This is a genomic window from Sphingobium xenophagum NBRC 107872, assembly GCF_000367345.1.
Lineage (GTDB): Bacteria > Pseudomonadota > Alphaproteobacteria > Sphingomonadales > Sphingomonadaceae > Sphingobium > Sphingobium xenophagum.
Genome location: NZ_BARE01000018.1, coordinates 59165 through 81746, shown reverse-complemented (window position 1 = coordinate 81746; position 22582 = coordinate 59165). Strand labels below are relative to the sequence as shown.

Genomic DNA, 22582 nt, shown 5'->3' with positions numbered 1-22582 from the left:
CTGGGGGATATGAACGATGAGCGACGATCCTAAGGCCAAGAAGAAGAAAAAGGGCGGGGGCATGAAAATGATCCTGCTGATCGTCGTCGCCATGGTGGTCGGCGGCGCCGGAGCGGCCGGTGGTCTTTACGCCGCCGGTTTCTTCAGCCCCAAGGAAGAAGGGCCCAAGGAAGACCCCAACAAGCCCGTGCTGGTGCTGGCCGGCGAAAGCGCCGAGGAAATCGCCAAGGCCCATGCCGCGCCGCATGGTGAAGCCGCAGCGGCGGCCCATGGCGCGCATGGCAAGGGCATAGACCTGCCCGCGCCTGCCAACCCGGCCGCCTATCAGGCGACCTATTTCCAGCTTCAGACCCCCTTCACCTCCAACATGTCCGATACGGACGCCTTCGCCCAGATTTCGGTCGCGGTATCGACCTATTACGACCTGCGCGTGATCGACGCGATCAAGACGCACGAAATGGCGATCCGCAGCCAGGTGCTCATGATGCTCGCGCAGCAGCCGGAGGAGATGCTGTCCACCCCCGAAGGCAAGCGGGCGCTCCAGGGCAAGATCAAGGGCATTATCAACGATATATTGAAGCAAAAAACGGGTTATGGCGGGGTTGATAACGTTTATTTTACCAATTTCGTTATTCAATAGGCCTGTCTGAAAGGTCGGGAAATCCCCTGACCCGAAGGGCAGGGGACCAAGATGGACGACGTTCAAACCTACGCCTTCGGGCGCGGGGAATCGCAGGCACCAATGATGCTGTCGGGGCTGGACCGGCTGGGCGAAAAGCTCGGCCGGCGCATCCGTGCGCTGGTGGAACCGATCTGCGGCGTGCGCCCGCAGGTGGAGGCGCAGGACGCGCAGCTGCTCGATTTTTCCGCCTGGTCCGCCCAGGTGCCGGCCTTTACCAGCATTTCCATCTACCGCGTGGCCCCGCTCAAGGGGCAGGTGCTGCTGCGCATGGACGCAGCGATGATTTCCACCCTGGTTGACTGTTTCTATGGCGGTATCGGCAATCGTCCCTTGCCCCCGCGCGGCGAATTCACGCCGACAGAAGACCGGCTGATTGCCCGGCTGTCTGAATCCCTCCTTTCCCGCCTGGTCGAGACATGGTCCGACATCCTGCCGCTGGAACCGGCGCTGATCGTGCGCGAAACCGGCGTCGGTTTTGCTGCCTCCGCCCAGCCGGGCGACCAGATGGTCGTCCAGCGCTTCATGATCGGCATCACCCGCGACCAGCTCTGGCCGGTCGATCTCGTCTTTCCGCTGGCCGCCCTGCGCGCCGTCGAACCGCTGATGGGCACCAGATTACCCGCCGACGATGATCAGAAGGATCCCGTCTGGCAGGCGCGCATTGCCCGCCGCATGCGCGACATCCGCCTTCCCGCCCGCACCGTGCTGGCCCGTCCCAACCTGTCGCTCGCCGAACTGATGCAGCTCAAGGTCGGGGACGTCATTCCCGTCACCATCAGCCGCAGCCTGCCGCTGATCGTGGGTAACCGCATCGTCGCGCGCGGCAGCATCGGCGAACAGGATGGCCGCGCCGCCTTCCAGATTGAAAAGATTGTACAAGGACCCGACCAATGAGTGACATGAGCGAAGCCCCCCGCATGGAGCGTGGAGATGATCCGGTCGGGCGGATGAGCAATAACCATCAGTTCAAACTGCTGGCCGACATTCCCGTGCGCATGTCGGTGGAGGTCGGCTCCACCTCGCTGCGCCTTGCCGAAGTCATGGATCTGGCCGAAGGCTCGATTGTCGAACTGGATCGGCAGGCCGACGATCTGCTCGACATCATGGTCAATGGCGCGCTGATCGCCAAGGGTGAGGTGGTGACGGTCAATGGCCGTTATGGCATCCGCATCATCGACATTGCCGCGACCGAAACCCGGCTGGCCGGGATCGAACGGCGCGGTTGATCGCACGCATCGGATTTTACGCTTGCCTTGACGGCCGAAACTGCGGAACGCAGGGCATTAACCATAATCTGCGGGCGGCTTCATGATGGTCTGGTATTTCGTCAAATTGCTGATCCTCCTGCCGCTGGTCGGCGGCATGGCTTTTGGCGCGCTGTGGCTGTGGCGCAAATATCAGCCGGGCATGATCGGCACGCAGGGCGACCGTTCGCTCAAACTGCTCGAAGCCCTGCCGATGGGGGCGTTCGGCAAGCTTGCCGTCGTGGAGTTTGAGGGCAAGAAAATCCTCCTCTCGGTCACCCGCGGCCGCATCGAAAAAATCGCGGAAGGCGATCATGTCCGTGTTCGCTGACTTGCTCCTGCTACCTGACAATCGTCACCCCGGCGAAGGCCGGGGTCCAGGGCGTTGGCGCGCAGCTTATGCCACCCCGGATTGCGGCCTGCGCCGGAATGACGGGATCAGAATTGCGCTGGCGCTGACGGCCGCCTTTCTTGTGATCCTGCTCTTTTCCACCCCCGCCTTCGCCCAGGCCGCACCCGCTGCGCCGGTCGACAATGGCGGCGCATTGAGCCGCGCCATGGGTCAGATTTCGGGCGATGGCCGCTCGCTCTCGCTCAGCCTGCAAATCCTGATCCTCATGAGCCTGCTGACGGTGTTGCCGTCGCTGATCCTCATGATGACCAGCTTCACCCGCATCATCATCGTCCTGTCGCTGCTGCGGCAGGCGCTGGGCCTGCAACAGACCCCGCCCAACCAGGTGCTGCTGGGCCTGTCCCTGTTCCTGTCCCTGTTCGTGATGCGGCCCGCCATCGACCAGATCAACCAGCTGGCGTTCGACCCCTATGGCAAGGGGCAGATCAGCATAGAGGAAGCGGTCGGTCGGTCGGGCAAGGTGCTGCACGGTTTCATGGCCAAGCAGACGCGCGAAAGCGACCTCAAGCTGTTCGCCGGTCTGGCCGAAGCCCCGCCCTTCCGCACGTCCGCCGACATCCCCTTCACCATCCTGCTGCCCGCTTTCGTCACCAGCGAACTCAAGACCGCCTTCCAGATCGGCTTCATGATCTTTCTGCCCTTCCTCATCATCGACCTTGTCGTCGCCTCCACGCTGATGGCGCTGGGCATGATGATGCTGTCCCCAACCATCATCTCCATGCCGTTCAAGCTGCTCTTGTTCGTGCTGGTCGATGGCTGGGCGCTGACCATGGGCAGCTTGGCGGGGTCGTTCGCGACATGATTGGCGTGCTTACTCCCCTTCCGTTCGTTTCGAGCGAAGTCGAGAAACGGTTGTGCGCAGGTTTCTCGACTTCGCTCGAAACGAACGGCGTTGGGTTGCCCGGCTGATGGAAAACGCCGATTTCTTCATGGGCCTTGCCCAGCAGGCGCTCTGGATCACGGCGCTGGCCGCCGCCCCCATCCTGCTGCCCGCGCTGGTCGCGGGTCTGGTGATCGGCATGGTGCAGGCCGCGACCTCGATCAACGAACAGACGTTGAGCTTCATTCCCAAGATCATCGTCGTCGGCGGTATGCTCGCTTTGTTCGGCGGTTCGATCATGGTGCTGATCGCCGATTTCACCCGCGAGATTTTCGAGCGGATACCGGACCTGCTGCAATGATCGCACCGGGCTTCGCAGGCGTGGAGGCCCAGTTGTGGATCTGGCTGATCGCCATGATCCGCCCCGGCGCGGCCTTCATCGCGGCCCCGGTATTCGGCGCGCCCGCCGTGCCGCTGCAACTGCGCCTGATCCTCAGCCTCGCGCTCGGCCTTGCTGCGCTCAACACCGTCACCATCGTCCTGCCGCCCGACGGCATCGCCAGTTTTGAAGGCGTGATGATGGTCGCGGGCGAAGTGCTGGCTGGTCTCGCCATGGGGTTTGCGGTCCAGATCGGCTATGCCGCCGCTTTCGTCGCGGGGGAAACGATCGGCAACGCCATGGGCCTCAATTTCGCGGCGATGGTCGATCCGTCGTCAGGGCAGGGGACGCAGGTGGTGGGGCAGTTCCTCTCCATCCTGGCGACCTTCCTGCTGCTTGGCATGGACGGGCATCTGCTGCTCGCGGCCTTTGTCGTCAAAAGCTATCAGGCGCTGCCCCCCGGCGCGGCGATGCTGTCCAACGATGCGGTCTGGCATCTGGTCGAATTTGGCGGCGCGTTGCTGGGCGCTGGCGTCACCGTCGCGCTGCCGGTTGGCTTCGCGCTGGTGCTGGTGCAGATCGTCATGGGCATGCTGGCGCGCGCCGCGCCCTCGCTCAACCTGTTCGCGGTCGGCATGCCGATGGCGATGATGGCGGGCCTTGTCCTGCTGGCGATTGCCGCGCCGATCATGGGCGAAGGGCTGACGGTCGCGCTCAAGGCAGGGCTGGATCATGCCCAGTCGATCGCGGAAGGGCGCTAGACCATGGCGGACAGTCCCGGCGGCGGCGAAAAGACCGAAAAACCGACACCCAAAAAATTGCAGGACGCCGCCAAGAAGGGCGACATTCTCCAGTCGCGCGAACTGGGCACGGCGCTGGTGGTGATGGCAGGTATCGGCTGGCTGGCGGTGACCGGCCCCTCGATGATCGACGCCTTGTCGGACATGCTGACACAGGCGCTGCGCTTCAGGCGGGACGATATCGTCGATTTTTCGCCCGCCGAACGCGGGCTGGACCTGCTGACCGGCATCGCCCTGCCGGTGGCTGGCGTCATGCTGGCGACCTTCCTCGCCGCCATCGCCGCGCCCGCCTTGCTGGGGTCGCTTGGGTTCCGCCCCGGCGCCTTCGCGCCCAAGGCGTCGAAATTGAATCCCGGCGCTGGCCTCAAGCGAATCTTCGGCACCCAGGGGCTTATCGAACTGCTCAAGTCCATCGCCAAGGTCGGGCTGCTCGGCAGCATCGGCGTGTGGATGATCTGGGACCGGCTGACCGCGATCATCGGGCTTGGCAAGCAGGGCATCGCACCCGCCATGGCCGACCTTGGCAATATGTTCATCCTGACCTGCCTGGTAATGGCGGGCGGTCTGTTCCTGATCGCGGGCATCGACGTGCCGGCGCAGATCATGCAGCGGGCCAAGCGGCTCGGCATGTCCAAGCAGGAAATCAAGGATGAGCATAAGGAAAGCGAAGGTTCGCCTGAACTCAAGGGCCAGATCCGCCGCCGCCAATATGAAACGCTCAATGGCTCCACCCGGCAGGCCGTGGCGGAAGCCAGCGTCATCATCACCAACCCGACCCATTTCGCCGTCGCGCTGCGCTACAAGCCAGGCGTCGATGCCGCCCCGGTCGTGGTCGCGCGCGGCAGCGACGCGATCGCCGCAGCCATCCGTGAATTGGCCGACCAGAATGGCGTGACCGTCCTCCAATATCCCGAACTCGCCCGCGCCATCTATTTCACCTCGCGCACCGGGCAGATCGTCAATGAAGGCCTCTACATGGCGGTCGCGACCGTGCTGGCCTTCGTATTCCGGGTCGAAAACCGCATGGCGAGCGAGATGGACCGGCCGTTCATCACGATTCCTGAAGACCTGCGCTTCGACGCCGACGGCAAGAAGCATTAACGCCTTCATGGACAGGCTCCGCCTGCTATGGATCGGCGCGGGCCTTACGCTGCTGATATTCGTTCCGGCCTATTGTCTGACCCTGTCCTTGGGTCCAGCCATCCCGCGCGATGGCACATCGCTGGTCGTCGGGCGCGATTTCCTCAACATCTGGATGTATGGCCGCGCCGCGTGGCAGGCCGACCCGGCCCGCTATTATGACATGCCGACCTATCTTGCCGCGCTCGGCCCCGTGGTCGGCGCGGGCTATCCCGGTCAGCTCTGGTCCTATCCCCCCGTTGCCCTGCTGATCGCTGCCCCTTTCGGCCTGCTTCCCTATCTTCCCGCCCTGTCGCTGTGGACGGCGTGCGGCATTGTCGGCTTCACTGTCGCCCTGCGCCTATGGACCCGCGACTGGCGCATCATCGCGCTGCTTCTGGCCGCGCCTGCCGCGCTGATCGGCCTCATGTCGGGCCAGTTCGCGCTGCTGGCCGCCGCTATCCTGCTGGCCGTGCTGCGCTGGCGCGAAAGCCGCCCCTGGCTGGCTGGCGCGCTGGTCGGCCTGCTGCTGGTAAAGCCCCAGCTTGCCCTGCTGATCCCCTTGCTGTTCATCGCGACCGGCAACTGGCGCGCCTTTGCCGCCGCCACCCTGTCCAGCGTCACGCTGGCGGGCGTCGTCGCGCTGATCTGGGGCATCGACATCTGGCACATCTATATCGCCACCGGCATCGCCAACCAGTCGCTGGTGCTCAGTGATCCCGATCATCTCGCCGGGCCGTTCATGCCCACCCTGTTCATGAACCTGCGCGTCATCGGCGTGCCCGTCTCGGCTGCGAGCGCGCTCCAGACGGTGCTGGCGCTGCTCGCCGCTATTCTGGTCTGGCTGCGTTTCCGGCAGCGCCCTGCGCCTGACGACCTGCGTGCCAATCTCCTGTTCCTTGCCTGCGCCGTTTCGGCCACGCCCTACATGCTCTCCTACGACACGCTGGCGCTGGCTGCCGTGGCGGTGCTGGCTCTGGCGGCGGGGGAGGGGCGAATCGGGCCATCGCTCGCCTTCTTCCTCCCCTTGCTTCAGATCGTCGCTGGCATGGCCGGGCTGCCGGGGCCGGGCCTCATCCCCATCCTTCTCGCCCTCCATCTGTCGGGCCAGCAAAAAAACATCGTGGTGAATTAAAGTTTAGCCGCACTCATCCGTAATCTCTTCACGGGGACGCATTATGATGGTGCGTCATGAACGACTATGGTTCACGCAGCGAAGTATCGCCGATAGACAGGGCCGCAACGCGCGCGCTGTCCCCGGTGCAGGCCGTCCCGCCTGCGTCGCTCGGCCGGGCGGGTCGCGAAGCGCCCGGCGCGCGTGGCGCCGCGTCGCAGGTCGACCTTGCCTCGATTGACGAGGATGTCGCCAGCGTTGCCGAATATGCCAAGGTTCATGTCGAAATTGCCGACATATTGGCCGACCTGCGATCAGCGACCAACCCGCCCAGCGTCGAAGCGGCTGCGGGCGCGATCCAGGCGCTGATGCCGGTGCCGATCATTCTGGTGCCGTTGCCGCCCGCCAGCAAGGAAGCGGTCGAACACGCCACCGTCATCGCCCGGCGCATGGTGGAACAGGCCGCCTATGCCAAGGCTGCCCAGGGCGCGATCAGCCGCGCCACGGTCGATCAGGTGCTGGCGTCCGCCAACGGATAATCCGCGCGGGACGTCTCGCGAAAATCATTCCTAAAGGTCTTGCCGCTAGCGCCGTTCTTTCCTCTGAAAGGACGGCGCAATGGCATCGGTCACCTCCAATATCACCACCGCACTCGGCATTGGATCGGGCATCGACACCAAGTCGCTCGTATCGAGCCTGGTCGCCGCCACGCGCGATCCGAAGGAAAAGGTGATCACCGATCGCCAGAGCCTGAACAGCGCACGGATTTCCGCACTGGCGTCCGCCTCCAGTTCGCTGGACACTTTTGCCGACGCGCTGACCACCTTGTTGTCGGGCACTGGCTATGCGGGCGTGCCCGCATCCAACGACACCAGCATTGCCTCGGTCAGCCCGCTGCCGGGGGGCGTGCCCAAGGGATTGCCGGCCCAGCTGGAAGTGCAGCAACTTGCTTCCGGCCGTACCCTGGCGTCGATCCCGGTGTCGGGCGCGAGCGCCGCCAGCGCGGTCGGCGAAGGGGAACTGACGCTGACGGTCGGCGGCTCATCCGCTGCCATCACGATCAACGCCAGCAATAACAGCTATACCGGCCTTGCCGCCGCCATCAACGCATCGGGACTGGGCGTCACCGCATCGGTCGTGACCGACGTGCAGGGGACGCGGCTGGTGATGAAGGGCGCGACCGGCGCGGCCAATGATTTTTCGCTGACATCGGTCAGCGGCGATGATCTGGCTGCCTTCGCCTGGAATGGTGCCGACAGCCTCACCATGGAGTCCAAGGCCAGCCCGCAAAATGCCATCATCAAGCTCGACGGGGTGGAGCAGCATTACGCCACCAACACCATCGACACCGCGATCGCCAATCTGCGCATCGACCTGAACAAGGCCGCGCCCGGCACCACCGTCACGCTGGCGACGACCGAGCCGACCACGTCGATGCGCGACCTGATGGTCGAATTTGTCGATGCCTATAATACGCTGGTCAAGGCGCTGAACACGGCCACGGCGACCGGAGCGGACTCATCGTCCGCAGGCGTGCTGAACGGCGAAGCCTCGATCCGCGACATGCGCCGCCAACTGTCGGCGATGACCTCCACGCCCTTGTCCGACACGGGCACCTACAGGACGCTGTCGGACATCGGCGTCGCCACCAATCGCGATGGCACGCTCAAACTTGATACCGACACGCTGGACAAGGCCATCGCGGCCGATCCTTCCGCGATCACGCAATTGCTCAACCCTGCGGTCGCGTCGGCGACCAATCCGGGGCTGGCGGGGCTGATGGACAGCGTACGGGACAAGATCCAGCTGAAGGACGGCTCCTTCGCGCAATCCCAGGCCAAATATAAGACCCTGGGCGAAACGCTGACCAAGCAGCTGGAAAAGCTCGACACACAGATGGCCAGCTACGAAGCGCAACTCACCAGCGTCTATTCCAAGATGGAAACGCGACTGACCGCGCTCAAGGCGACGCAGAGCTATCTCGATCAGCAGATTGAAATCTGGAACAACAGCAAGAATTAATCGGGGACGGCAGGACGATGTTCTACAATCAGGGTTATGCAGGCAATATGGCGGCGCGGCGCTATGCAGCGGTCCATTCGGGCAGCCGGACGGAAGGCGCGACCCCTCATGCGCTGGTCAAGATCTTGTTCGACGAACTGCTGATCGCGATGGAAGCGGCGGCGCTGGCGGAACGCCAGGGCGACCGGATGAAAGTATCCGACAAGCAGGCGCGGGCGATGTCGATCCTGTTCGCGCTCGAATCGAGCCTGGACTTCGACAAGGGCGGCGACATTTCCGTCGGGCTGGCGCAAATCTACCGCGAAGCGCGCCGCCTGCTGCTCGTCGGCGCCAAGGAAAGGTCGGCAGAGCCGGTCGATCAGGCGCGTGAACTGATCGCGGAAATCGCCGACGCCTGGAATCAGATCGGATAAGATGCGCGCTATGACATGCGCGCTTTCGCGCATTTTCAAGAATGCCAGCATGGTCTGACTGGCCCGTGTTGCGGGGTTGCACCCCAAACATGGCGTCTGTATAGGCGATGCTCGCAAAGGGCGGCCCGGCGGGGGCCGCCTTTTTGCGTTGTACCACCAGTCCTTCGTGCAAGGACGCGCATCAAGCCCAGAAAGGGAAGGCTCATGTCGATTACGCCGCTCATGCCCGTTTACCCCCGGTGCGATGTTCGTCCGGTGCGAGGCGAAGGTTGCTATCTGATCGGTGAGCGCGGTGAGCGCTATCTCGATTTTGCCAGCGGCATTGCGGTGAACCTGCTGGGGCATGGCCATCCCAGGCTGGTGAAGGCCATTGCCGATCAGGCCGCGACGCTGATGCATGTGTCCAACCTCTATGGCATGCCGCTGGGGGAAAAATTCGCGCAGAAGCTGGTCGATACGACCTTTGCCGATACCGTGTTCTTCACCAATTCGGGCGCGGAAGCGGTCGAATGCGCGATCAAGACCGCGCGCCGCTACCATTATGTCAATGGCCAGGCGCACCGGCACAAGATCATCAGCTTCGACAACGCGTTTCACGGGCGGACGCTGGGGACGATCTCGGCCACCAGCCAGCCCAAGATGCGCGATGGGTTCGAACCGTTGCTGCCCGGTTTCGCCGTGGTGCCGTTCAACGATCTGGACGCCGCGCTGGCGCAGATCGACGACAATAGCGCCGGTTTCCTGCTGGAGCCGGTGCAGGGCGAAGGCGGCGTGACGCCAGCGACGCATGAGTTCCTGACCGGCCTGCGCAAGGCATGTGACGAACATGGCCTGCTGCTCATCCTGGATGAGGTCCAGTGCGGCTATGCCCGTACCGGCACCTTCTTCGCGCATGAACAATATGGCATTACGCCCGACATCATGTCGGTGGCCAAGGGCATCGGCGCTGGCTTCCCGCTGGGCGCGTGCCTGGCGACCGAGGAAGCCGCCAAGGGCATGGTATTTGGCACCCATGGCACCACCTATGGCGGCAATCCCCTCGCCATGGCGGCGGGTCTGGCCGTGCTGGAAGAGGTCATGGCCGACGGTTTCATGGATCATGTGAAAGCGATCGGCGCACGCCTGCGCGCTGCGCTGGAACAGCTTATCCCCAATCATGACGGTCTGTTCCAGGACGTGCGCGGCATGGGGCTGATGCTGGGCGTGAAGCTCAACGACAGTGTCGAAGCGCGCGGCTTTGTCGCCCATCTGCGCGACAATCATGGTCTGCTGACCGTGTCGGCGGGGCAGAATGTCGTCCGAATCCTGCCGCCGCTGGTGATTGACGAAAGCCATATCGCCGAATGTGTCGAAAAACTGTCCGCGGGCGCGCGCAGCTATGCGGAGGCCCAGGCGGCCTGATTTTACCTTCGTTCGCGTTGAGCGAAGTCGAAGCGTCGTTTTTCTTCCGCAAGAAAGGAAGCGGCTTCGACTTCGCTCAGCCCGAACGGTCGAGGGGGTTGTTACCAATGACCAGACATTTTCTGAACCTGTCCGACGCAGGCGGCGATGCCATTGCCGCGATGATTGCCGATGCCATCGACCGCAAGGCCGCGCGGGCCAGCTGGCCCAAGGGCCGCGCCGATGCTGACGCGCCGCTGGCGGGCCACACGCTGGCGATGATCTTCGAAAAAAACTCGACCCGCACGCGCGTGTCGTTCGACATGGCGATCCGCCAGCTGGGCGGCACGTCGCTGATCCTCGACGGCGCGACCAGCCAGCTCGGCCGCGGCGAGACGGTGGCGGACACCGCCCGCGTGCTCAGCCGCATGTGCGACGCGATCATGATCCGCACCGATGATCATGCCAAGATCGAGGAAATGGCCTATTACGCCACCGTCCCGGTCATCAACGGCCTGACAGACCTGTCGCATCCGTGCCAGATCGTTGCGGACCTGCTGACCGTGGTGGAACATGGGCTGGCGCTTCCGGGCAGCCAGTGGGCCTGGCTGGGCGACGGCAATAACGTCCTCCATTCGATTATCGAGGCGGCTGGCCTGCTGAAGTTCGACGTCCGCATCGGCGTGCCGCAGGGCTATGATCCCGATCCCGCTTTTGCGGCAGCGGCGCAGGCGCTGGGGGCCAGCATCACCCTGACCCGCGATCCCGTGGCGGCGGTGGCCGGCGCGGACGTGGTCGTGACCGATACCTGGATTTCGATGGGCCAGTCCCATGCGGAAGAAAAGCTGGCGGCGATGATGCCCTATCAGGTCACACCCGCGCTGATGGCAGAGGCGAAGCCGCAGGCCCGCTTCCTCCACTGCCTGCCCGCCCATCGCGGCGAGGAAGTCGTCGCAGACGTGATCGACGGCCCCCAGTCGCTGATCTGGGACGAAGCGGAAAACCGCATCCATGGCCAGAAGTCGGTCCTGCTCTGGGCGCTTGGAAAGCTCTAGAGCCGCCCTATATTCGGGTGAATGCATTGCCGCCCGATCCCGCAACCGGGGTCGGGCGGATCACAAGGAATCGTCATTCTGCCTCCTCATATCGACCATGCTATCGGCTTCACCATTCCGTCGCGTCATGCGCGCGGGCGAATCGTGCGGCTGGGGCCGGTGCTGGATCAGGTTCTGGCCGCCCACGCCTATCCCCCGCCGATCGAGCGGCTGCTGGCGTCGGCGCTGGTGCTTGCCGCGTTGCTGGGCAGCACGCTCAAGCAGGCGGGCGGGCAGCTGACGCTACAGGCGCAGACCGAAACCGGCGTCGTCCGGCTGCTGGTCGCTGACTATAAGAATGGCGAACTGCGCGGCTATGCCAAGTTCGACGCTGACCGGCTGGCCGAGCTTGGCCCGGACCCGACGCTGTTCGGCCTGTTCGGCAAGGGCTATCTCGCCATCACGTTCGATCAGGCGCTCACCGGCGAACGCTATCAGGGCATCGTCCCGCTCGACGGCGAAACGCTGGCCGATGCGGCGGAACAATATTTCTTCCAGTCCGAACAGATCCCCAGCATCATTCGCATGGGCACCCGCCATGACGCGGGGCAGGGCTGCATCGCGGGGGGCATGCTGATCCAGCATCTGCCCGAAGGCGAAGTGGGGCGGGAACGGCTGCATGTCCGTCACGATCACCCGGAATGGGAGCATGTCCAGGCATTGGGCATCACGTTGGGCCAGGCGGAACTGACCGACGAGACGCTGCCGCTGACCGACATCGTCTGGCGCCTTTTCCATGAGGAGCCCGAAGTACGGGTCATGGAGCCGTCGCCGCTGGCCAAGGGCTGCCGCTGCGACATCGCCCATATCCGTGATGTGATTGGTCGCTTTCCGGCGGAAGAGCGGGTCGAAATGGCGGGCAGCGATGGCATTATCGGGGTCGATTGCGCTTTTTGCTCGCGCATTTTCCCGCTCGCGCTCGACAGTTTTACGGCGCATTGAGCGGATCGTTACGCTAACGACATTTGTAATTTGGGCAAACTCGCCCGCGCGCGCTATCAAAATGCCGCAATTGGGCTTCATCTGTCGGGTAGGCGGCTTGCGGCCCATCGGGCGCGCAATCCATGGCGGGACATAGGTAATATCATGGCAAGGAACGGACTGCGGACGCTGGCCGTCGCGGCGGCGATGATGACGGGGAGTTGGGCCGGAGCCGCCCAGGGCCCGTCGCTCGCGGCGCTGCGTCCGTTGCAGCCTGGCCAATGGGAATTGCACGAACGCGGCGAGGGCAGCGAAGACGGCCAGACCCGCAAGCTGTGCATCACCGATCTGCGCCAGTTGCTTCAGGTCCGCCATGGCCGCACGCTGTGCCGCAGCTTCGTGGTCAGCGACGCCCCGACCATGGCGACCATCACCTATGATTGCGCCGCTGCGGGCAATGGCCGCACCGACCTGCGTGTCGAAACGCCCCGGCTGGTCCAGATCAATTCGCAGGGGATTGCCGATGGCGCACCCTTCGCCTTTGCAATGGAAGCCCGGCGCATCGGCGACTGCCAATAATCGGACCATGATTGCGCCGCTTGCACTGGCGCGTCACGGGCGGTAGCGCGGGGCCATGGGTTCCAATGAACGAAAATTCGCCGTCGTCCTGCTATCGGGCGGCCTTGATTCGATGGTCGCGGGCGGCCTGGCGCGGGAAGCTGGCTATCATCTGCTGGCCCTGTCGATCGACTATAACCAGCGCCATCGCGTCGAAATGCGCGCGGCCGGACGGGTCGCGCAGGCGCTCAACGCGATGCGCCACATCGTCCTCCCGCTCGATCTGACGGCGTTTGGCGGGTCGGCGCTGACGGCCGACATCGCTGTGCCAAAGGGCGGAGTAGGTGACGATATTCCCGTCACTTACGTACCCGCCCGCAATACCATCTTCCTGTCGCTGACGCTGGGGCTGGCCGAAGTGGCCGGGGCCAGCGACATTTTCATCGGCGTCAACGCGCTCGACTATTCGGGATATCCCGATTGCCGCCCCGAATTTATCGACGCCTTCCAGACCATGGCGGCCCTCGCGACCAAGGCGGGGGTGGAGGGCCATCCGATTCGCATCAACGCGCCGCTGCAACATATGAGCAAGGCGGACATCGTGCGTGAAGCGCATCGTCTGGGGCTGGATGCCGGGGTCAGCTGGTCCTGCTATGATCCCACCCCGGACGGCAAGCATTGCGGCCTGTGCGACAGTTGCCGTTTGCGGTCCAAGGGGTTTGAGGAGGCTGGCCTGCCCGATCCCACCATCTACGCTGCCCGGCCCTGAACGGCGGCGGACGATGAGCTATGCCGTCAAGGAAATGTTCCTGACCCTTCAGGGGGAGGGGGTGCAGGCCGGGCGGCGCGCGGTGTTCCTGCGCTTTGCCGGCTGCAACCTGTGGAGCGGGCGCGAACAGGATCGCGCGCAGGCGATCTGCCGCTTTTGCGACACCGATTTCGTCGGGACGGACGGCGATGGCGGCGGCAAATTCGCCGATGCCGATGCGCTGGCCGATGCTGCCCTGGCTTTCTGGGGCGCGGGCGATGCTGGCCGCTATATCGTCCTGACCGGCGGCGAGCCGATGTTGCAGGTCGATGATGCGCTGGTCGACGCGCTCCACGCCCGCGGCTTCGCCATCGCGATCGAAAGCAACGGCACGCTGGCCGTCCATCCCGGCATCGACTGGATCTGCATCAGTCCCAAGGCTGGCAGCGATGTCGTTCAGCGCGAAGGCCATGAATTGAAGCTGGTCTGGCCCCAGCCCGGTGGCGGACACAGCATTGCCGATGTGGCGGCCATGGAGCAATGGGCCTTCGCCCATCATCTGCTTCAGCCGCTCGATGATCCTCATGCGCAGGATAATGCCCGCGCTGCGATCGCGCTGGTCATGGATCGCCCACGCTGGCGGCTGACGGTGCAGGCCCATAAATATCTGGGCCTGCGGTAACGCCGGTCAGGGCTGCGCCTCGCCCTTCTGCGCATTCCATTGCTGCTGGCACTCGGGCTGCAAAACGCCCTTCTTCCAGCAATTGGCGGCCAGGGAGGGCATGGCGACCCGATAGTCGTAGCCGGGCGATCCATAATATTGCTCGCCCGCGACCACGAGCGACTTCTTGATCGAGGCCAGCCCATTGCGCGCCACTTCATGCAGAGTGCCGCGATCGGCGAAGATCGCCTGCCGCCCGACCACAGTGGCCGCCTGGCAAAAGCCCTTTTGCGCCTGCACCGTCGAATAGCCCGAATAGATGCGCGTGCCATATTGGTCCGACGCGGCCTGTCCGGGCCGTCCCTTGCCCACGGTCCGCTGGAAATAGCCCAATAGCACCGACTGCGCCGAATCGAGTTCCGCATCGTGATGGGCGATCATCGCGTTATAATTGCTGATCGCCAGCAGCGTCGGCTCGAACTGGCATTGCAATGCGGCGATATTGAGCGCCGCGCGCAGGTTCCACACCAGCCCGGCCTTGATCTCCGCCGCCGTCGCGCCGGGCAGGCCCATCGCGGTCGCGGCGGCCGCATCGGTCAGTGGCGGGGCCGACAGGTCAGGCGGCGACCAGAAAAACTGCGCGGCGGCGGGCTGCGCCATTATCGGCGCGGCGGCCAGCGCGAAACCCGCAAGGACAGGGCGCAAAGAGGAACGGAAGCTCATGAAACGATATTCTCCAACGGGACGTCCTGCGTCCCCCACCTATTCTCTCGACAAACTATATCAGGGCTGAACCGTCACTGATCGGCCAGAACCTCCGCATCTTCGGCCTGCGCCTTTTGCTCGGCTGGCTTGGGACGAGCGGCCGTCGCATTGTCGGCTGCATTGCTATTCGGCATCGCGACCGCCGTGCCTTCGCTCTGCACCCCGTCCAGATCGGTCATGGCATCGGTCGCGGTGCCGTCCACCACTTCCATATCCTTCATCTCGACCTTGTTGCCGCCCTTGTCGGCACTGCCACAGGCGGCAAGCGCAAACAGCATGGCGAAAGCTACGGTCATTGCGTTACGGCGCATCCGGGTCTCCTTCAGGCCCGGCAGCCTCGCCCGGCGAAAGGCCAGACCCTAGCGGCCCGTTCCGCATTGCTCAACCCCCGTGCCGCATCGGCCCAAGCGATTGAGAAAAGCAGGGAAATGCGCCCGTAAAGCATCGTCCAGCGCGGCCATGGAGGCGCTGCCGCCCAATGCTGCGATGCTGGTGACGGGATATTCGCTGATCCCGCATGGCACGATGCCGGTAAAATGGGTCAGGTCTGGATCGACATTGATCGAAAAGCCGTGGAGCGTCACCCAGCGCCGCACCCGAATGCCCAGCGCGCCGATCTTCGCTTCGCGCCCGTCGCGGTCGTCGGTCCAGATGCCGATCCGCCCTTCCGCCCGCCGCGCAGCAATGCCCAGATCGCTCAATGCCGCGATCATCCAGCCTTCGAGGTGATGGACGAAATTGCGGACATCCTTGCCGCGTTTGCCAAGGTCGATGTTGAGATAGCCGATCCGCTGCCCCGGCCCATGATAGGTATAACGCCCGCCGCGCCCGGCGTTATGGACCGGAAAGCGCGGGTCGATCAGTTCCGCGGGATCGGCGCTCGTCCCGGCGGTGTAGAGCGGCGGATGCTCGATCAACCAGACCCGCTCGCCCGCTTCGCCCGCATGGATCGCGGCGGCGCGCGCCTCCATGTCCGCCAGCGCTTGCGGGTAAGCGACAGGTGATCTGTCCACGCGCCATTCGACGTCAGGGGGAAAGGGGAAAATTTGGCTCATGACCCTTCCTTGACTTGGGCCGGGCGAGCGATCAAGTCTCGACCCGGTTTTACGCAGCGATCAGGCAGGCAGTTCAAGATATGGCAACGATGTCCATTGGCAAGGCATGGGAGGAGGCCGTGGCCTTCGTCGCGCGCGAAGCCACGCTGCTTTTCCCCGTCGCGCTGCTGTTCGTGGCGCTGCCGGGCCTGATCCTGCAGGAAATGACCCCACCGGAACTCGCCGCCTGGTCGCTCTCGCCCACCGCATCGACTATGCCTGCGGTTCCCCTCAGCTACTGGCTGGGACTGATAGTGGCGGTCCTTCTGGTCTGGTTCGGATCGCTCACCCTGTTCGCGCTGGCCCTGCGTCCGGGCATCAGCGTCGGTGAAGCGCTGCGCCTGGGCCTCAATCGCCTGCCCGTATTGATCGGTACGGCCCTGGTGGTGATCGGGGCGCTGATGGCGGCTGCGATGGTGCTGGTTACCGTCATGATCCTGTTGTCGCTGGTGTCGAAGCCGCTGGCAGCGGGCGGCGGGGTTCTGTTGGGATTCGGGCTGGTCGGGCTGGCGCTCTTTGCCAGTATCCGGCTGATGCTGCTCAATCCGGTCGTCATTGACGGCAGCGCTGGCGTCATGCCCTCACTGCGTCAGTCATGGTCGCTCACGCGCGGCCATTTCTTGCGGCTGCTGGCCTTCATCCTCATCACCCTGATCGTGTCGGCGATCGCCAGCACGGCGGCGCAGGCGATCTTCGGTCTGATCGGCGGCCTCATCGGCGGCGCGGAAGCCGCGCGGCTGATCGGCGGAGTCGCTGGCGCTGTCATTTCGACAGCCATCCAGGTCTATATGCTGGTCATGATCGCCCGCCTCTATCGTCAGGCGTTGGCGGACTGATCCAGCAACGGCACATGCGGCGCACAGTCGCGCGGTAAAATACCGGCGAGGCGCGGGTCGGCGAATGTCTCGATCTCGCGCCTGGTCGGGACGAACCCGGCCTTCATATAGAATCCCAGCGCTGCGGGACTATCGAGCGTGCAGGTGTGGACCCAGAATCGCTCCACCCCCTTGCGCCATGCCAGCGCCTTGGCCTGCGCCATCAGCCATTTGCCATGGCCCTTGCCGTTCAGTTGCGGCACCAGCCCGAAAAAGGCCAGTTCGCAATCGGGCATCGCGCGGAAGTCCAGCTCCAGCAATCCGACCTCGATCCCGCGTGGATCAGCAACGGCGTAAATCTCGACCATCGGATCATGGATGATCGCGGCGAGCGATTCGTCGCTCATCACCAGCCGTGAAAACCACAGCCATGGCTCGCCCACCCGGCGAAACAGGGCGCGATAGGTGTCGATCTTCGGCGCCTTCCATCGCACCAGTTGCAGCGGGGCGGGTGGAATCGGCGCGGGGCGGGGGCGCGCCCGCATTTCCAGATGAGTGACGACCGCCGCCACCATCCCCGGCTCGACCGGGATCGACCCCATCGCGCCTTAGCTCCAGCTCGCCATGGGCGGCAGGCTCATCAGGATCGCCTCGATATTGCCCCCGGTCTTGAGGCCGAACAGCGTCCCCCGGTCATGCACCAGATTGAATTCGGCATAGCGGCCGCGCCATTCCAGCATTTGGGCATAGTCCGCCTTGCTCCATTCGTCGCTCATGCGCCGCCTTACGATCGGCGGATACGCCTCCAGAAAAGCCTCGCCCACCGCGCGGGTAAAGGCGAAGTTGGCGTCGAACCCGGCATCGTCGGCACATTCCAGATGATCGTAGAAAATCCCGCCGACCCCGCGATGCACGCCGCGATGGGGAATGTAGAAATACTCGTCGGCCCACGCCTTGAAGCGGGGATAATAGTCCCCGTCATGCGCATCACAGGCGCGTTTCAGCACATCGTGAAAATAGGCCGTATCCTCCTCGCGCGGCAAGGGCGGGTTCAGGTCCGCGCCGCCGCCGAACCAGCTTTTGGTCGTCACCAGATAGCGCGTGTTCATATGCACGGCAGGAACGTGGGGATTGGCCATATGCGCGACCAGGCTGATGCCGGTGGCGAAGAAGGCGGGGTTTTCGGCCGCGCCGTGGATCGTCTGCGCGAATCCGGGGGCGAACTCCCCGCCGACGGTGGAGACGTTGACGCCGACCTTCTCGAAAATCTTGCCCTTCATCACCCCGCGCACGCCGCCGCCGCCTTCGCCGGGCGCCTGCCCTTCGGCTTCGCGGTCCCAATGGGTGTAGGCAAAGCGGGCCTCGCTGCCGGCCTCCCGCTCGATCGCCTCGAACGCGGCGCAGATTCGGTCGCGCAGCGATTCGAACCAGGCGCGCGCGGCCTGCTGCCGGGAATCGAGGGCGAAGGGGACGGTGGGCACGGGGGCTGGGGTTATCGGGGCAGGGGTCATTGCGGGAACTTTCCGGTCTGGCGCAGGGCTTCGGCGACGGCGATGCCCGTGGAAACGGCGATGTTCAAGGATCGAAACCCCGCCGCCATCGGAATGCGGATGCGGATGTCGGCCATATCGCGCACCGCCTCCGGTACGCCGGCGCTTTCCGATCCCATCAGCAACACGTCGTCGACGTGGAAGGCAACGTCGGGCAGCCGTTCCGACGCATGGGCGCTCATCAGCAGCAGGCGGCGGCCCTGCGCGCGGCGTTCGGCGTCGAAGGCCGCGAAATTGGCGTGGCGGGTGACATCGGCCGACGCGCCATAGTCCATGGCCGCGCGCTTCAGGCGCGCGTCGGAAAAGGCGAATCCGGTTGGCATGATGATGTCCACCGGCACGGCAAAACAGGCGGCCAGGCGCAGGATCGCGCCGACATTGCCCGCTATTTCGGGTTGATAAAGGGCTATACGCATGACCCGCGCCATAATGCAGCGGGGCAAATTGTCATAGGGTCAGTGACTTTGCTGTTGGCAAAGAGCGCGCACTGAGGTTATCAGGCCCGCGAACCACGCCGGGGGGAAGGCGGGGCCGTTTCGCATGGCCATCCGAATTCCTTGACATAATGGCGCCGGAAACGGCGCTCCGGCGGGATCAGGGACGTTCTTGCAAGGGTTAAGGTGCATGGCGATCGTTGAACATACAGACAGCACGGGTCTATCCGGCGATGATGGGGTGCGTCGTCGCGATTTCATCAACATCGCTGCGGTGAGTTTCGCGGGGGTCGGCGCTGTTGCCGTCGTCCTGCCGTTGATCGACCAGATGAACCCCAGCGCCGACGTGCTGGCGCTTGCATCGACCGAAGTTGATCTTTCGGCCATCCAGCCGGGTCAGGCGATCAAGACCACCTTCCGCAGCCAGCCGCTTTTCGTGCGCCAGCTGACGGAAAAAGAAATCGCCGAAGCCGACAAGGTGGACCCTTCCACGCTGCGCGATCCGCAGACGCTGGAAGAGCGCACCGTGGATGGCAAGAAGCAGTGGCTGGTGACCATGGGTGTCTGCACCCATCTGGGCTGCGTGCCGCTGGGCGCGGGCGAAGGTGAAAATCGGGGTGAATATGGCGGCTATTTCTGCCCATGCCATGGTTCGTCCTACGATACCGCCGCGCGCATCCGCAAAGGCCCCGCGCCCAAGAACCTGGAAGTGCCGAAGTTCGCCTTCACTTCCGACACCGCCATTCTCGTAGGCTGAGGTAAGAAACGATGAGCTTTCCCTGGGCTGAGCAATATACGCCGAAAAATCCGGTCATGGTGTGGATCGACGAGAAGCTGCCGCTTCCGCGTCTCGCCTATAACGCCGTTGGCGCGGGCTATCCCGTGCCGCGCAACCTCAACTATTTCTGGAACTTCGGTGTTCTCGCCGGTCTTGCGCTGGTGATCCAGATCGTCACCGGCGTGATCATGGCGATGCATTACGGCGCCAATGATCTCGTCGCGTTCAGCACCGTCGAACAGACGATGCGTGACGTGAACGCGGGCTGGCTGATGCGCTATGCTCACGCCAACGGGGCAAGCTTCTTCTTCATCGTCGTCTATCTCCACATTTTCCGCGGTCTCTATTTCGGTTCCTACAAGGCGCCGCGCGAAATGGTGTGGCTGCTCGGCCTCGTCATCTTCCTGCTGATGATGGCGACCGCTTTCATGGGCTACGTCCTCCCTTGGGGCCAGATGTCCTACTGGGGCGCAAAGGTGATCACCGGCCTGTTCGGCGCGATCCCGGTCGTGGGCGAACCGATCCAGACCTGGCTGCTGGGCGGCTTTGCCCCTGGTAACGCTTCGCTCAACCGCTTCTTCTCGCTCCACTTCCTGCTGCCCTTCGTGATTGCCGGTGTCATCATCCTGCACATCTGGGCGCTGCATATTCCCGGTTCCTCGAACCCGACCGGCGTGGAAGTGAAGGGGCCGCAGGACACTGTGCCGTTCCACCCCTATTATACCGCAAAGGATGGCTTCGGCGCGGGCGTGTTCCTCATCGCCTTCTGCGCGCTGCTGTTCTTCGCCCCCAACTTCCTGGGCCACCCGGATAACTATATCGAGGCGAACCCGCTCTCGACCCCCGCGCACATCGTGCCGGAATGGTATTTCTGGCCCTTCTACGCCATCCTGCGCGCGTTCACCGTGGACTTCTTCTTCGTGCCCGCAAAGCTGCTCGGCGTGCTGGCGATGTTCGCGTCGATCCTGCTGCTCTTCTTCCTGCCCTGGCTCGACACCTCGCCGGTGCGGTCGGGCAAGTATCGGCCGACCTTCAACAAGTTCTTCTGGATCCTGTGCCTCGACGTGCTGATCCTGGGCTGGTTGGGCGGCGCGCCGGCGGAAGAACCCTATGTCATGATGAGCCAGTTGGCGGGTGCCTATTATTTCGCCCACTTCCTGATCATCCTTCCGCTGATCTCGCGTTTTGAAAAGCCGCTCCCGCTGCCCGGCTCGATCACCGAGGCTGTGCTGGCCAAATATGGCAAGACCGACGGCGAAACCGTCGCGGTTCCGGCCGAATAAGGGGTAGATAAGACCATGGTTCGCATTGGCGCATTCCTCGTCGGCCTCTTCTTTGCAGGCTGGCTGTTCATCTCCTTCCTGGTTGGTGCGGTGGCTTATGTCTCCGAACCGCCGCAGCCGACCGTGGAGCATGAATTCCACAAGCCGGTAAAGCATGTGTCCTTCTCGTTTGACGGGCCGCTTGGCAAATATGATCAGGCGCAGCTGCAACGCGGCTTCCAGGTGTTTAAGGAAGTCTGCTCGGCTTGCCACAGCCTGAAATTCGTCGCTTTCCGCGATCTTCAGGCGCTCGGCTATAACGAAGCCGAAGTGAAGGCGATCGCCAAGCAGTGGGCGATCAAGACCCCGTCGGTCGACCCGGCCACTGGTGAGGCGTCGAGCCGCGATCCTGTGCCGTCGGATCATTTCCCCAAGCCTTTCGCGAACAATGTCGCGGCGGCGGCGGCTAACAACAATGCGATCCCGCCAGACCTCTCGCTGATGACCAAGGCCCGCCACCACGGCAGCGCCTATGTCTATTCGCTGCTGACGGGCTTCCAGGCGCAGCCGGCTGAACTGCTCAAGGAGTTCCCGGATGCCAAGACGCCGGAAGGGCTGCACTACAACCCCTATTTCCCGAACCTCAACCTTGCCATGGCGCCGCCGCTGACGGCTGATGGCCAGGTGACCTATGGTCCGGGCCAGCCCAAGCCGACCGTCGACCAGATGGCGCAGGACGTCTCGGCCTTCCTGACCTGGACCGCCGAACCCAAGCTGGAAAACCGTCGGCGCGCGGGTCTGGCAACGCTGATCTTCCTGCTGATCGCGACGGGCCTGGCTTATATGTCCTATCAGAATATCTGGGCGGACAAGAAAAAGGCGGCCTGACCGTCCGGTCCGACAGGACAAGCATAGCAAAGGGCGCGGTTTCTTGAGGAAGCCGCGCCCTTTCTCTATAGGGGCGCGATGACCAGCGACCTGACCGACCTCATTCGCACCATTCCCGACTTTCCCAAGCCGGGCATCCAGTTTCGCGACATCACGACGCTGCTGGCTGATGGGGAAGGGCTGCGCGACCTGACCGCGCGCCTGGCCGACATCGCCCGTCCGCTTGACCCGGACCTGATCGTGGGTGTCGAGGCGCGGGGCTTCATCCTGGGCGCAGCGCTGGCGTTCACGCTCGGCAAGGGCTTCGTGCCGGTGCGCAAGAAGGGCAAGCTCCCCGGCAAGACCGTGGGCATCGATTATGTTCTGGAATATGGCACCGACCGGCTGGAACTGCATGAAGGCCAGGTGCCCAAGGGCGCGCGCGTGGTGCTGGTCGATGATCTGATCGCCACTGGCGGGACGGCTGTGGCTGCGGCGCAGTTGCTGCGAGAACAGGGGGCAAGCGTGCTCATGGCCCTGTTCGCGATCGACCTGCCCGATCTCGGCGGCATGGCGGCGCTCGCCGCCGAAGGCGTCGCCGCGCGGGCGATCATGACGTTTGCGGGCGAGTAGTCGACCCTCGCACGTCG

The 22582-nt window shown here is 64.0% G+C and carries 29 protein-coding genes; 23 read left to right on the top strand and 6 right to left on the bottom strand.

Features of this window, described 5'->3' with window-relative positions:
* The first annotated feature begins 16 nt into the window (after positions 1 to 16).
* The 18 genes from SX1_RS10865 to queE all read left to right on the top strand — a co-directional run bounded on the left by SX1_RS10865 (position 17) and on the right by queE (position 14388).
* Positions 17 to 640, top strand: a complete 624-nt coding sequence (locus SX1_RS10865; RefSeq protein WP_017182879.1) for a flagellar basal body-associated FliL family protein — start codon at positions 17 to 19, stop codon at positions 638 to 640.
* Positions 641 to 691: 51 nt separating this feature from the next.
* On the top strand, positions 692 to 1576 hold the full coding sequence (locus SX1_RS10860) for a flagellar motor switch protein FliM (protein ID WP_017182878.1): 885 nt from the start codon (positions 692 to 694) through the stop codon (positions 1574 to 1576).
* The gene (fliN, locus tag SX1_RS10855; protein ID WP_026149671.1) at positions 1573 to 1908 is read left to right on the top strand and encodes a flagellar motor switch protein FliN; all 336 of its coding nucleotides are present in this window, start codon (positions 1573 to 1575) and stop codon (positions 1906 to 1908) included. Before SX1_RS10860 ends, fliN begins: the two co-directional genes overlap by 4 nt.
* An 85-nt stretch (positions 1909 to 1993) precedes the next feature.
* A complete protein-coding gene (locus SX1_RS10850; protein ID WP_026149670.1) occupies positions 1994 to 2257 on the top strand; it encodes a FliO/MopB family protein in 264 nt (87 codons plus the stop codon).
* Complete coding sequence (gene fliP, locus SX1_RS10845) at positions 2241 to 3140, top strand: flagellar type III secretion system pore protein FliP (RefSeq protein ID WP_019053007.1); 900 nt, start codon at positions 2241 to 2243, stop codon at positions 3138 to 3140. The genes SX1_RS10850 and fliP overlap by 17 nt, the downstream gene beginning before the upstream one ends.
* Positions 3141 to 3246: 106 nt before the next feature.
* Positions 3247 to 3519, top strand: coding sequence for a flagellar biosynthesis protein FliQ (fliQ, locus tag SX1_RS10840; RefSeq protein WP_017182874.1), 273 nt, complete (start codon positions 3247 to 3249; stop codon positions 3517 to 3519).
* Entirely contained in the window at positions 3516 to 4298 is a 783-nt protein-coding gene (gene fliR / locus SX1_RS10835) for a flagellar biosynthetic protein FliR (protein ID WP_019053006.1), read from the top strand. Before fliQ ends, fliR begins: the two co-directional genes overlap by 4 nt.
* 3 nt (positions 4299 to 4301) lie before the next feature.
* Positions 4302 to 5438: a flagellar type III secretion system protein FlhB gene (flhB, locus tag SX1_RS10830; RefSeq protein ID WP_019053005.1), complete on the top strand. Its 1137-nt coding sequence runs from the start codon at positions 4302 to 4304 to the stop codon at positions 5436 to 5438.
* Between the two features lie 7 nt (positions 5439 to 5445).
* The gene (locus SX1_RS10825) at positions 5446 to 6591 is read left to right on the top strand and encodes a glycosyltransferase family 87 protein (protein WP_019053004.1); all 1146 of its coding nucleotides are present in this window, start codon (positions 5446 to 5448) and stop codon (positions 6589 to 6591) included.
* A gap of 56 nt (positions 6592 to 6647) precedes the next feature.
* Positions 6648 to 7109, top strand: coding sequence for a hypothetical protein (locus tag SX1_RS10820; RefSeq protein ID WP_019053003.1), 462 nt, complete (start codon positions 6648 to 6650; stop codon positions 7107 to 7109).
* Between the two features lie 79 nt (positions 7110 to 7188).
* On the top strand, positions 7189 to 8592 hold the full coding sequence (gene fliD, locus SX1_RS10815; RefSeq protein ID WP_019053002.1) for a flagellar filament capping protein FliD: 1404 nt from the start codon (positions 7189 to 7191) through the stop codon (positions 8590 to 8592).
* A 17-nt stretch (positions 8593 to 8609) separates the two neighbouring features.
* Positions 8610 to 9005, top strand: coding sequence for a flagellar export chaperone FliS (locus SX1_RS10810; RefSeq protein WP_017182868.1), 396 nt, complete (start codon positions 8610 to 8612; stop codon positions 9003 to 9005).
* 204 nt (positions 9006 to 9209) lie between these two features.
* Positions 9210 to 10406, top strand: a complete 1197-nt coding sequence (locus tag SX1_RS10805; protein ID WP_026149668.1) for an aspartate aminotransferase family protein — start codon at positions 9210 to 9212, stop codon at positions 10404 to 10406.
* Between the two features lie 107 nt (positions 10407 to 10513).
* Positions 10514 to 11440, top strand: coding sequence for an ornithine carbamoyltransferase (gene argF / locus SX1_RS10800; RefSeq protein ID WP_019053000.1), 927 nt, complete (start codon positions 10514 to 10516; stop codon positions 11438 to 11440).
* A gap of 21 nt (positions 11441 to 11461) precedes the next feature.
* The gene (gene hslO, locus SX1_RS10795) at positions 11462 to 12421 is read left to right on the top strand and encodes an Hsp33 family molecular chaperone HslO (RefSeq protein WP_019052999.1); all 960 of its coding nucleotides are present in this window, start codon (positions 11462 to 11464) and stop codon (positions 12419 to 12421) included.
* Positions 12422 to 12565: 144 nt separating this feature from the next.
* Positions 12566 to 12979 carry a DUF3617 domain-containing protein gene (locus SX1_RS10790; protein ID WP_017182864.1) on the top strand — a complete coding sequence of 138 codons (414 nt, stop codon included), beginning with the start codon at positions 12566 to 12568 and terminating at the stop codon, positions 12977 to 12979.
* 55 nt (positions 12980 to 13034) lie between these two features.
* The gene (gene queC, locus SX1_RS10785) at positions 13035 to 13727 is read left to right on the top strand and encodes a 7-cyano-7-deazaguanine synthase QueC (protein WP_019052997.1); all 693 of its coding nucleotides are present in this window, start codon (positions 13035 to 13037) and stop codon (positions 13725 to 13727) included.
* A gap of 13 nt (positions 13728 to 13740) precedes the next feature.
* Positions 13741 to 14388 carry a 7-carboxy-7-deazaguanine synthase gene (queE, locus tag SX1_RS10780; protein WP_019052996.1) on the top strand — a complete coding sequence of 216 codons (648 nt, stop codon included), beginning with the start codon at positions 13741 to 13743 and terminating at the stop codon, positions 14386 to 14388.
* Between the two features lie 6 nt (positions 14389 to 14394).
* Here the strand turns inward: queE and SX1_RS10775 are convergent, their stop codons facing one another.
* From SX1_RS10775 to lipB, 3 genes are all read right to left on the bottom strand, one after another.
* Positions 14395 to 15090: a hypothetical protein gene (locus SX1_RS10775; RefSeq protein ID WP_019052995.1), complete on the bottom strand. Its 696-nt coding sequence runs from the start codon at positions 15088 to 15090 to the stop codon at positions 14395 to 14397.
* A 74-nt stretch (positions 15091 to 15164) separates the two neighbouring features.
* The gene (locus SX1_RS10770; RefSeq protein ID WP_026149666.1) at positions 15165 to 15443 is read right to left on the bottom strand and encodes a hypothetical protein; all 279 of its coding nucleotides are present in this window, start codon (positions 15441 to 15443) and stop codon (positions 15165 to 15167) included.
* 48 nt (positions 15444 to 15491) lie between these two features.
* On the bottom strand, positions 15492 to 16187 hold the full coding sequence (gene lipB / locus SX1_RS10765) for a lipoyl(octanoyl) transferase LipB (RefSeq protein WP_019052993.1): 696 nt from the start codon (positions 16185 to 16187) through the stop codon (positions 15492 to 15494).
* 80 nt (positions 16188 to 16267) lie between these two features.
* Between lipB and SX1_RS10760 the strand changes: the two genes are divergently transcribed.
* The gene (locus tag SX1_RS10760; RefSeq protein WP_019052992.1) at positions 16268 to 17062 is read left to right on the top strand and encodes a DUF7847 domain-containing protein; all 795 of its coding nucleotides are present in this window, start codon (positions 16268 to 16270) and stop codon (positions 17060 to 17062) included.
* Here SX1_RS10760 and SX1_RS10755 read toward each other — a convergent pair.
* The 3 genes from SX1_RS10755 to SX1_RS10745 are packed head-to-tail and all read right to left on the bottom strand — an operon-like array spanning position 17044 to position 19019.
* The gene (locus SX1_RS10755; protein ID WP_019052991.1) at positions 17044 to 17643 is read right to left on the bottom strand and encodes a GNAT family N-acetyltransferase; all 600 of its coding nucleotides are present in this window, start codon (positions 17641 to 17643) and stop codon (positions 17044 to 17046) included. The two genes, SX1_RS10760 and SX1_RS10755, sit on opposite strands and share 19 nt — an antisense overlap.
* A gap of 6 nt (positions 17644 to 17649) precedes the next feature.
* Complete coding sequence (gene hemF / locus SX1_RS10750; RefSeq protein ID WP_052310908.1) at positions 17650 to 18552, bottom strand: oxygen-dependent coproporphyrinogen oxidase; 903 nt, start codon at positions 18550 to 18552, stop codon at positions 17650 to 17652.
* Entirely contained in the window at positions 18549 to 19019 is a 471-nt protein-coding gene (locus SX1_RS10745) for a tRNA (cytidine(34)-2'-O)-methyltransferase (protein WP_019052989.1), read from the bottom strand. Before SX1_RS10745 ends, hemF begins: the two co-directional genes overlap by 4 nt.
* Before the next feature lie 196 nt (positions 19020 to 19215).
* Here SX1_RS10745 and petA point away from each other — a divergent pair, with 196 nt between their 5' ends.
* From petA to SX1_RS10725, 4 genes are all read left to right on the top strand, one after another.
* The gene (gene petA / locus SX1_RS10740) at positions 19216 to 19782 is read left to right on the top strand and encodes a ubiquinol-cytochrome c reductase iron-sulfur subunit (RefSeq protein ID WP_017182854.1); all 567 of its coding nucleotides are present in this window, start codon (positions 19216 to 19218) and stop codon (positions 19780 to 19782) included.
* An 11-nt stretch (positions 19783 to 19793) separates the two neighbouring features.
* The gene (locus SX1_RS10735; RefSeq protein WP_017182853.1) at positions 19794 to 21086 is read left to right on the top strand and encodes a cytochrome b; all 1293 of its coding nucleotides are present in this window, start codon (positions 19794 to 19796) and stop codon (positions 21084 to 21086) included.
* A 15-nt stretch (positions 21087 to 21101) separates the two neighbouring features.
* On the top strand, positions 21102 to 21953 hold the full coding sequence (locus tag SX1_RS10730) for a cytochrome c1 (protein WP_019052988.1): 852 nt from the start codon (positions 21102 to 21104) through the stop codon (positions 21951 to 21953).
* 78 nt (positions 21954 to 22031) lie between these two features.
* On the top strand, positions 22032 to 22565 hold the full coding sequence (locus SX1_RS10725; RefSeq protein ID WP_019052987.1) for an adenine phosphoribosyltransferase: 534 nt from the start codon (positions 22032 to 22034) through the stop codon (positions 22563 to 22565).
* The last annotated feature ends 17 nt before the right edge of the window (positions 22566 to 22582 follow it).

Excerpts from the sequence above, each read along its gene's own strand:
- SX1_RS10865 (WP_017182879.1), top strand. The coding sequence starts at position 17 with ATGAGCGACGATCCTAAGGCCAAGAAGAAGAAAAAGGGCGGGGGCATG.
- SX1_RS10860 (WP_017182878.1), top strand. The coding sequence starts at position 692 with ATGGACGACGTTCAAACCTACGCCTTCGGGCGCGGGGAATCGCAGGCA.
- fliN (WP_026149671.1), top strand. The coding sequence starts at position 1,573 with ATGAGTGACATGAGCGAAGCCCCCCGCATGGAGCGTGGAGATGATCCG.
- SX1_RS10850 (WP_026149670.1), top strand. The coding sequence starts at position 1,994 with ATGGTCTGGTATTTCGTCAAATTGCTGATCCTCCTGCCGCTGGTCGGC.
- fliP (WP_019053007.1), top strand. The coding sequence starts at position 2,241 with ATGTCCGTGTTCGCTGACTTGCTCCTGCTACCTGACAATCGTCACCCC.
- fliQ (WP_017182874.1), top strand. The coding sequence starts at position 3,247 with ATGGAAAACGCCGATTTCTTCATGGGCCTTGCCCAGCAGGCGCTCTGG.
- fliR (WP_019053006.1), top strand. The coding sequence starts at position 3,516 with ATGATCGCACCGGGCTTCGCAGGCGTGGAGGCCCAGTTGTGGATCTGG.
- flhB (WP_019053005.1), top strand. The coding sequence starts at position 4,302 with ATGGCGGACAGTCCCGGCGGCGGCGAAAAGACCGAAAAACCGACACCC.
- SX1_RS10825 (WP_019053004.1), top strand. The coding sequence starts at position 5,446 with ATGGACAGGCTCCGCCTGCTATGGATCGGCGCGGGCCTTACGCTGCTG.
- SX1_RS10820 (WP_019053003.1), top strand. The coding sequence starts at position 6,648 with ATGAACGACTATGGTTCACGCAGCGAAGTATCGCCGATAGACAGGGCC.
- fliD (WP_019053002.1), top strand. The coding sequence starts at position 7,189 with ATGGCATCGGTCACCTCCAATATCACCACCGCACTCGGCATTGGATCG.
- SX1_RS10810 (WP_017182868.1), top strand. The coding sequence starts at position 8,610 with ATGTTCTACAATCAGGGTTATGCAGGCAATATGGCGGCGCGGCGCTAT.
- SX1_RS10805 (WP_026149668.1), top strand. The coding sequence starts at position 9,210 with ATGTCGATTACGCCGCTCATGCCCGTTTACCCCCGGTGCGATGTTCGT.
- argF (WP_019053000.1), top strand. The coding sequence starts at position 10,514 with ATGACCAGACATTTTCTGAACCTGTCCGACGCAGGCGGCGATGCCATT.
- hslO (WP_019052999.1), top strand. The coding sequence starts at position 11,462 with ATGCATTGCCGCCCGATCCCGCAACCGGGGTCGGGCGGATCACAAGGA.
- SX1_RS10790 (WP_017182864.1), top strand. The coding sequence starts at position 12,566 with ATGGCAAGGAACGGACTGCGGACGCTGGCCGTCGCGGCGGCGATGATG.
- queC (WP_019052997.1), top strand. The coding sequence starts at position 13,035 with ATGGGTTCCAATGAACGAAAATTCGCCGTCGTCCTGCTATCGGGCGGC.
- queE (WP_019052996.1), top strand. The coding sequence starts at position 13,741 with ATGAGCTATGCCGTCAAGGAAATGTTCCTGACCCTTCAGGGGGAGGGG.
- SX1_RS10775 (WP_019052995.1), bottom strand. The coding sequence starts at position 15,090 with ATGAGCTTCCGTTCCTCTTTGCGCCCTGTCCTTGCGGGTTTCGCGCTG.
- SX1_RS10770 (WP_026149666.1), bottom strand. The coding sequence starts at position 15,443 with ATGCGCCGTAACGCAATGACCGTAGCTTTCGCCATGCTGTTTGCGCTT.
- lipB (WP_019052993.1), bottom strand. The coding sequence starts at position 16,187 with ATGAGCCAAATTTTCCCCTTTCCCCCTGACGTCGAATGGCGCGTGGAC.
- SX1_RS10760 (WP_019052992.1), top strand. The coding sequence starts at position 16,268 with ATGGCAACGATGTCCATTGGCAAGGCATGGGAGGAGGCCGTGGCCTTC.
- SX1_RS10755 (WP_019052991.1), bottom strand. The coding sequence starts at position 17,643 with ATGGGGTCGATCCCGGTCGAGCCGGGGATGGTGGCGGCGGTCGTCACT.
- hemF (WP_052310908.1), bottom strand. The coding sequence starts at position 18,552 with ATGACCCCTGCCCCGATAACCCCAGCCCCCGTGCCCACCGTCCCCTTC.
- SX1_RS10745 (WP_019052989.1), bottom strand. The coding sequence starts at position 19,019 with ATGGCGCGGGTCATGCGTATAGCCCTTTATCAACCCGAAATAGCGGGC.
- petA (WP_017182854.1), top strand. The coding sequence starts at position 19,216 with ATGGCGATCGTTGAACATACAGACAGCACGGGTCTATCCGGCGATGAT.
- SX1_RS10735 (WP_017182853.1), top strand. The coding sequence starts at position 19,794 with ATGAGCTTTCCCTGGGCTGAGCAATATACGCCGAAAAATCCGGTCATG.
- SX1_RS10730 (WP_019052988.1), top strand. The coding sequence starts at position 21,102 with ATGGTTCGCATTGGCGCATTCCTCGTCGGCCTCTTCTTTGCAGGCTGG.
- SX1_RS10725 (WP_019052987.1), top strand. The coding sequence starts at position 22,032 with ATGACCAGCGACCTGACCGACCTCATTCGCACCATTCCCGACTTTCCC.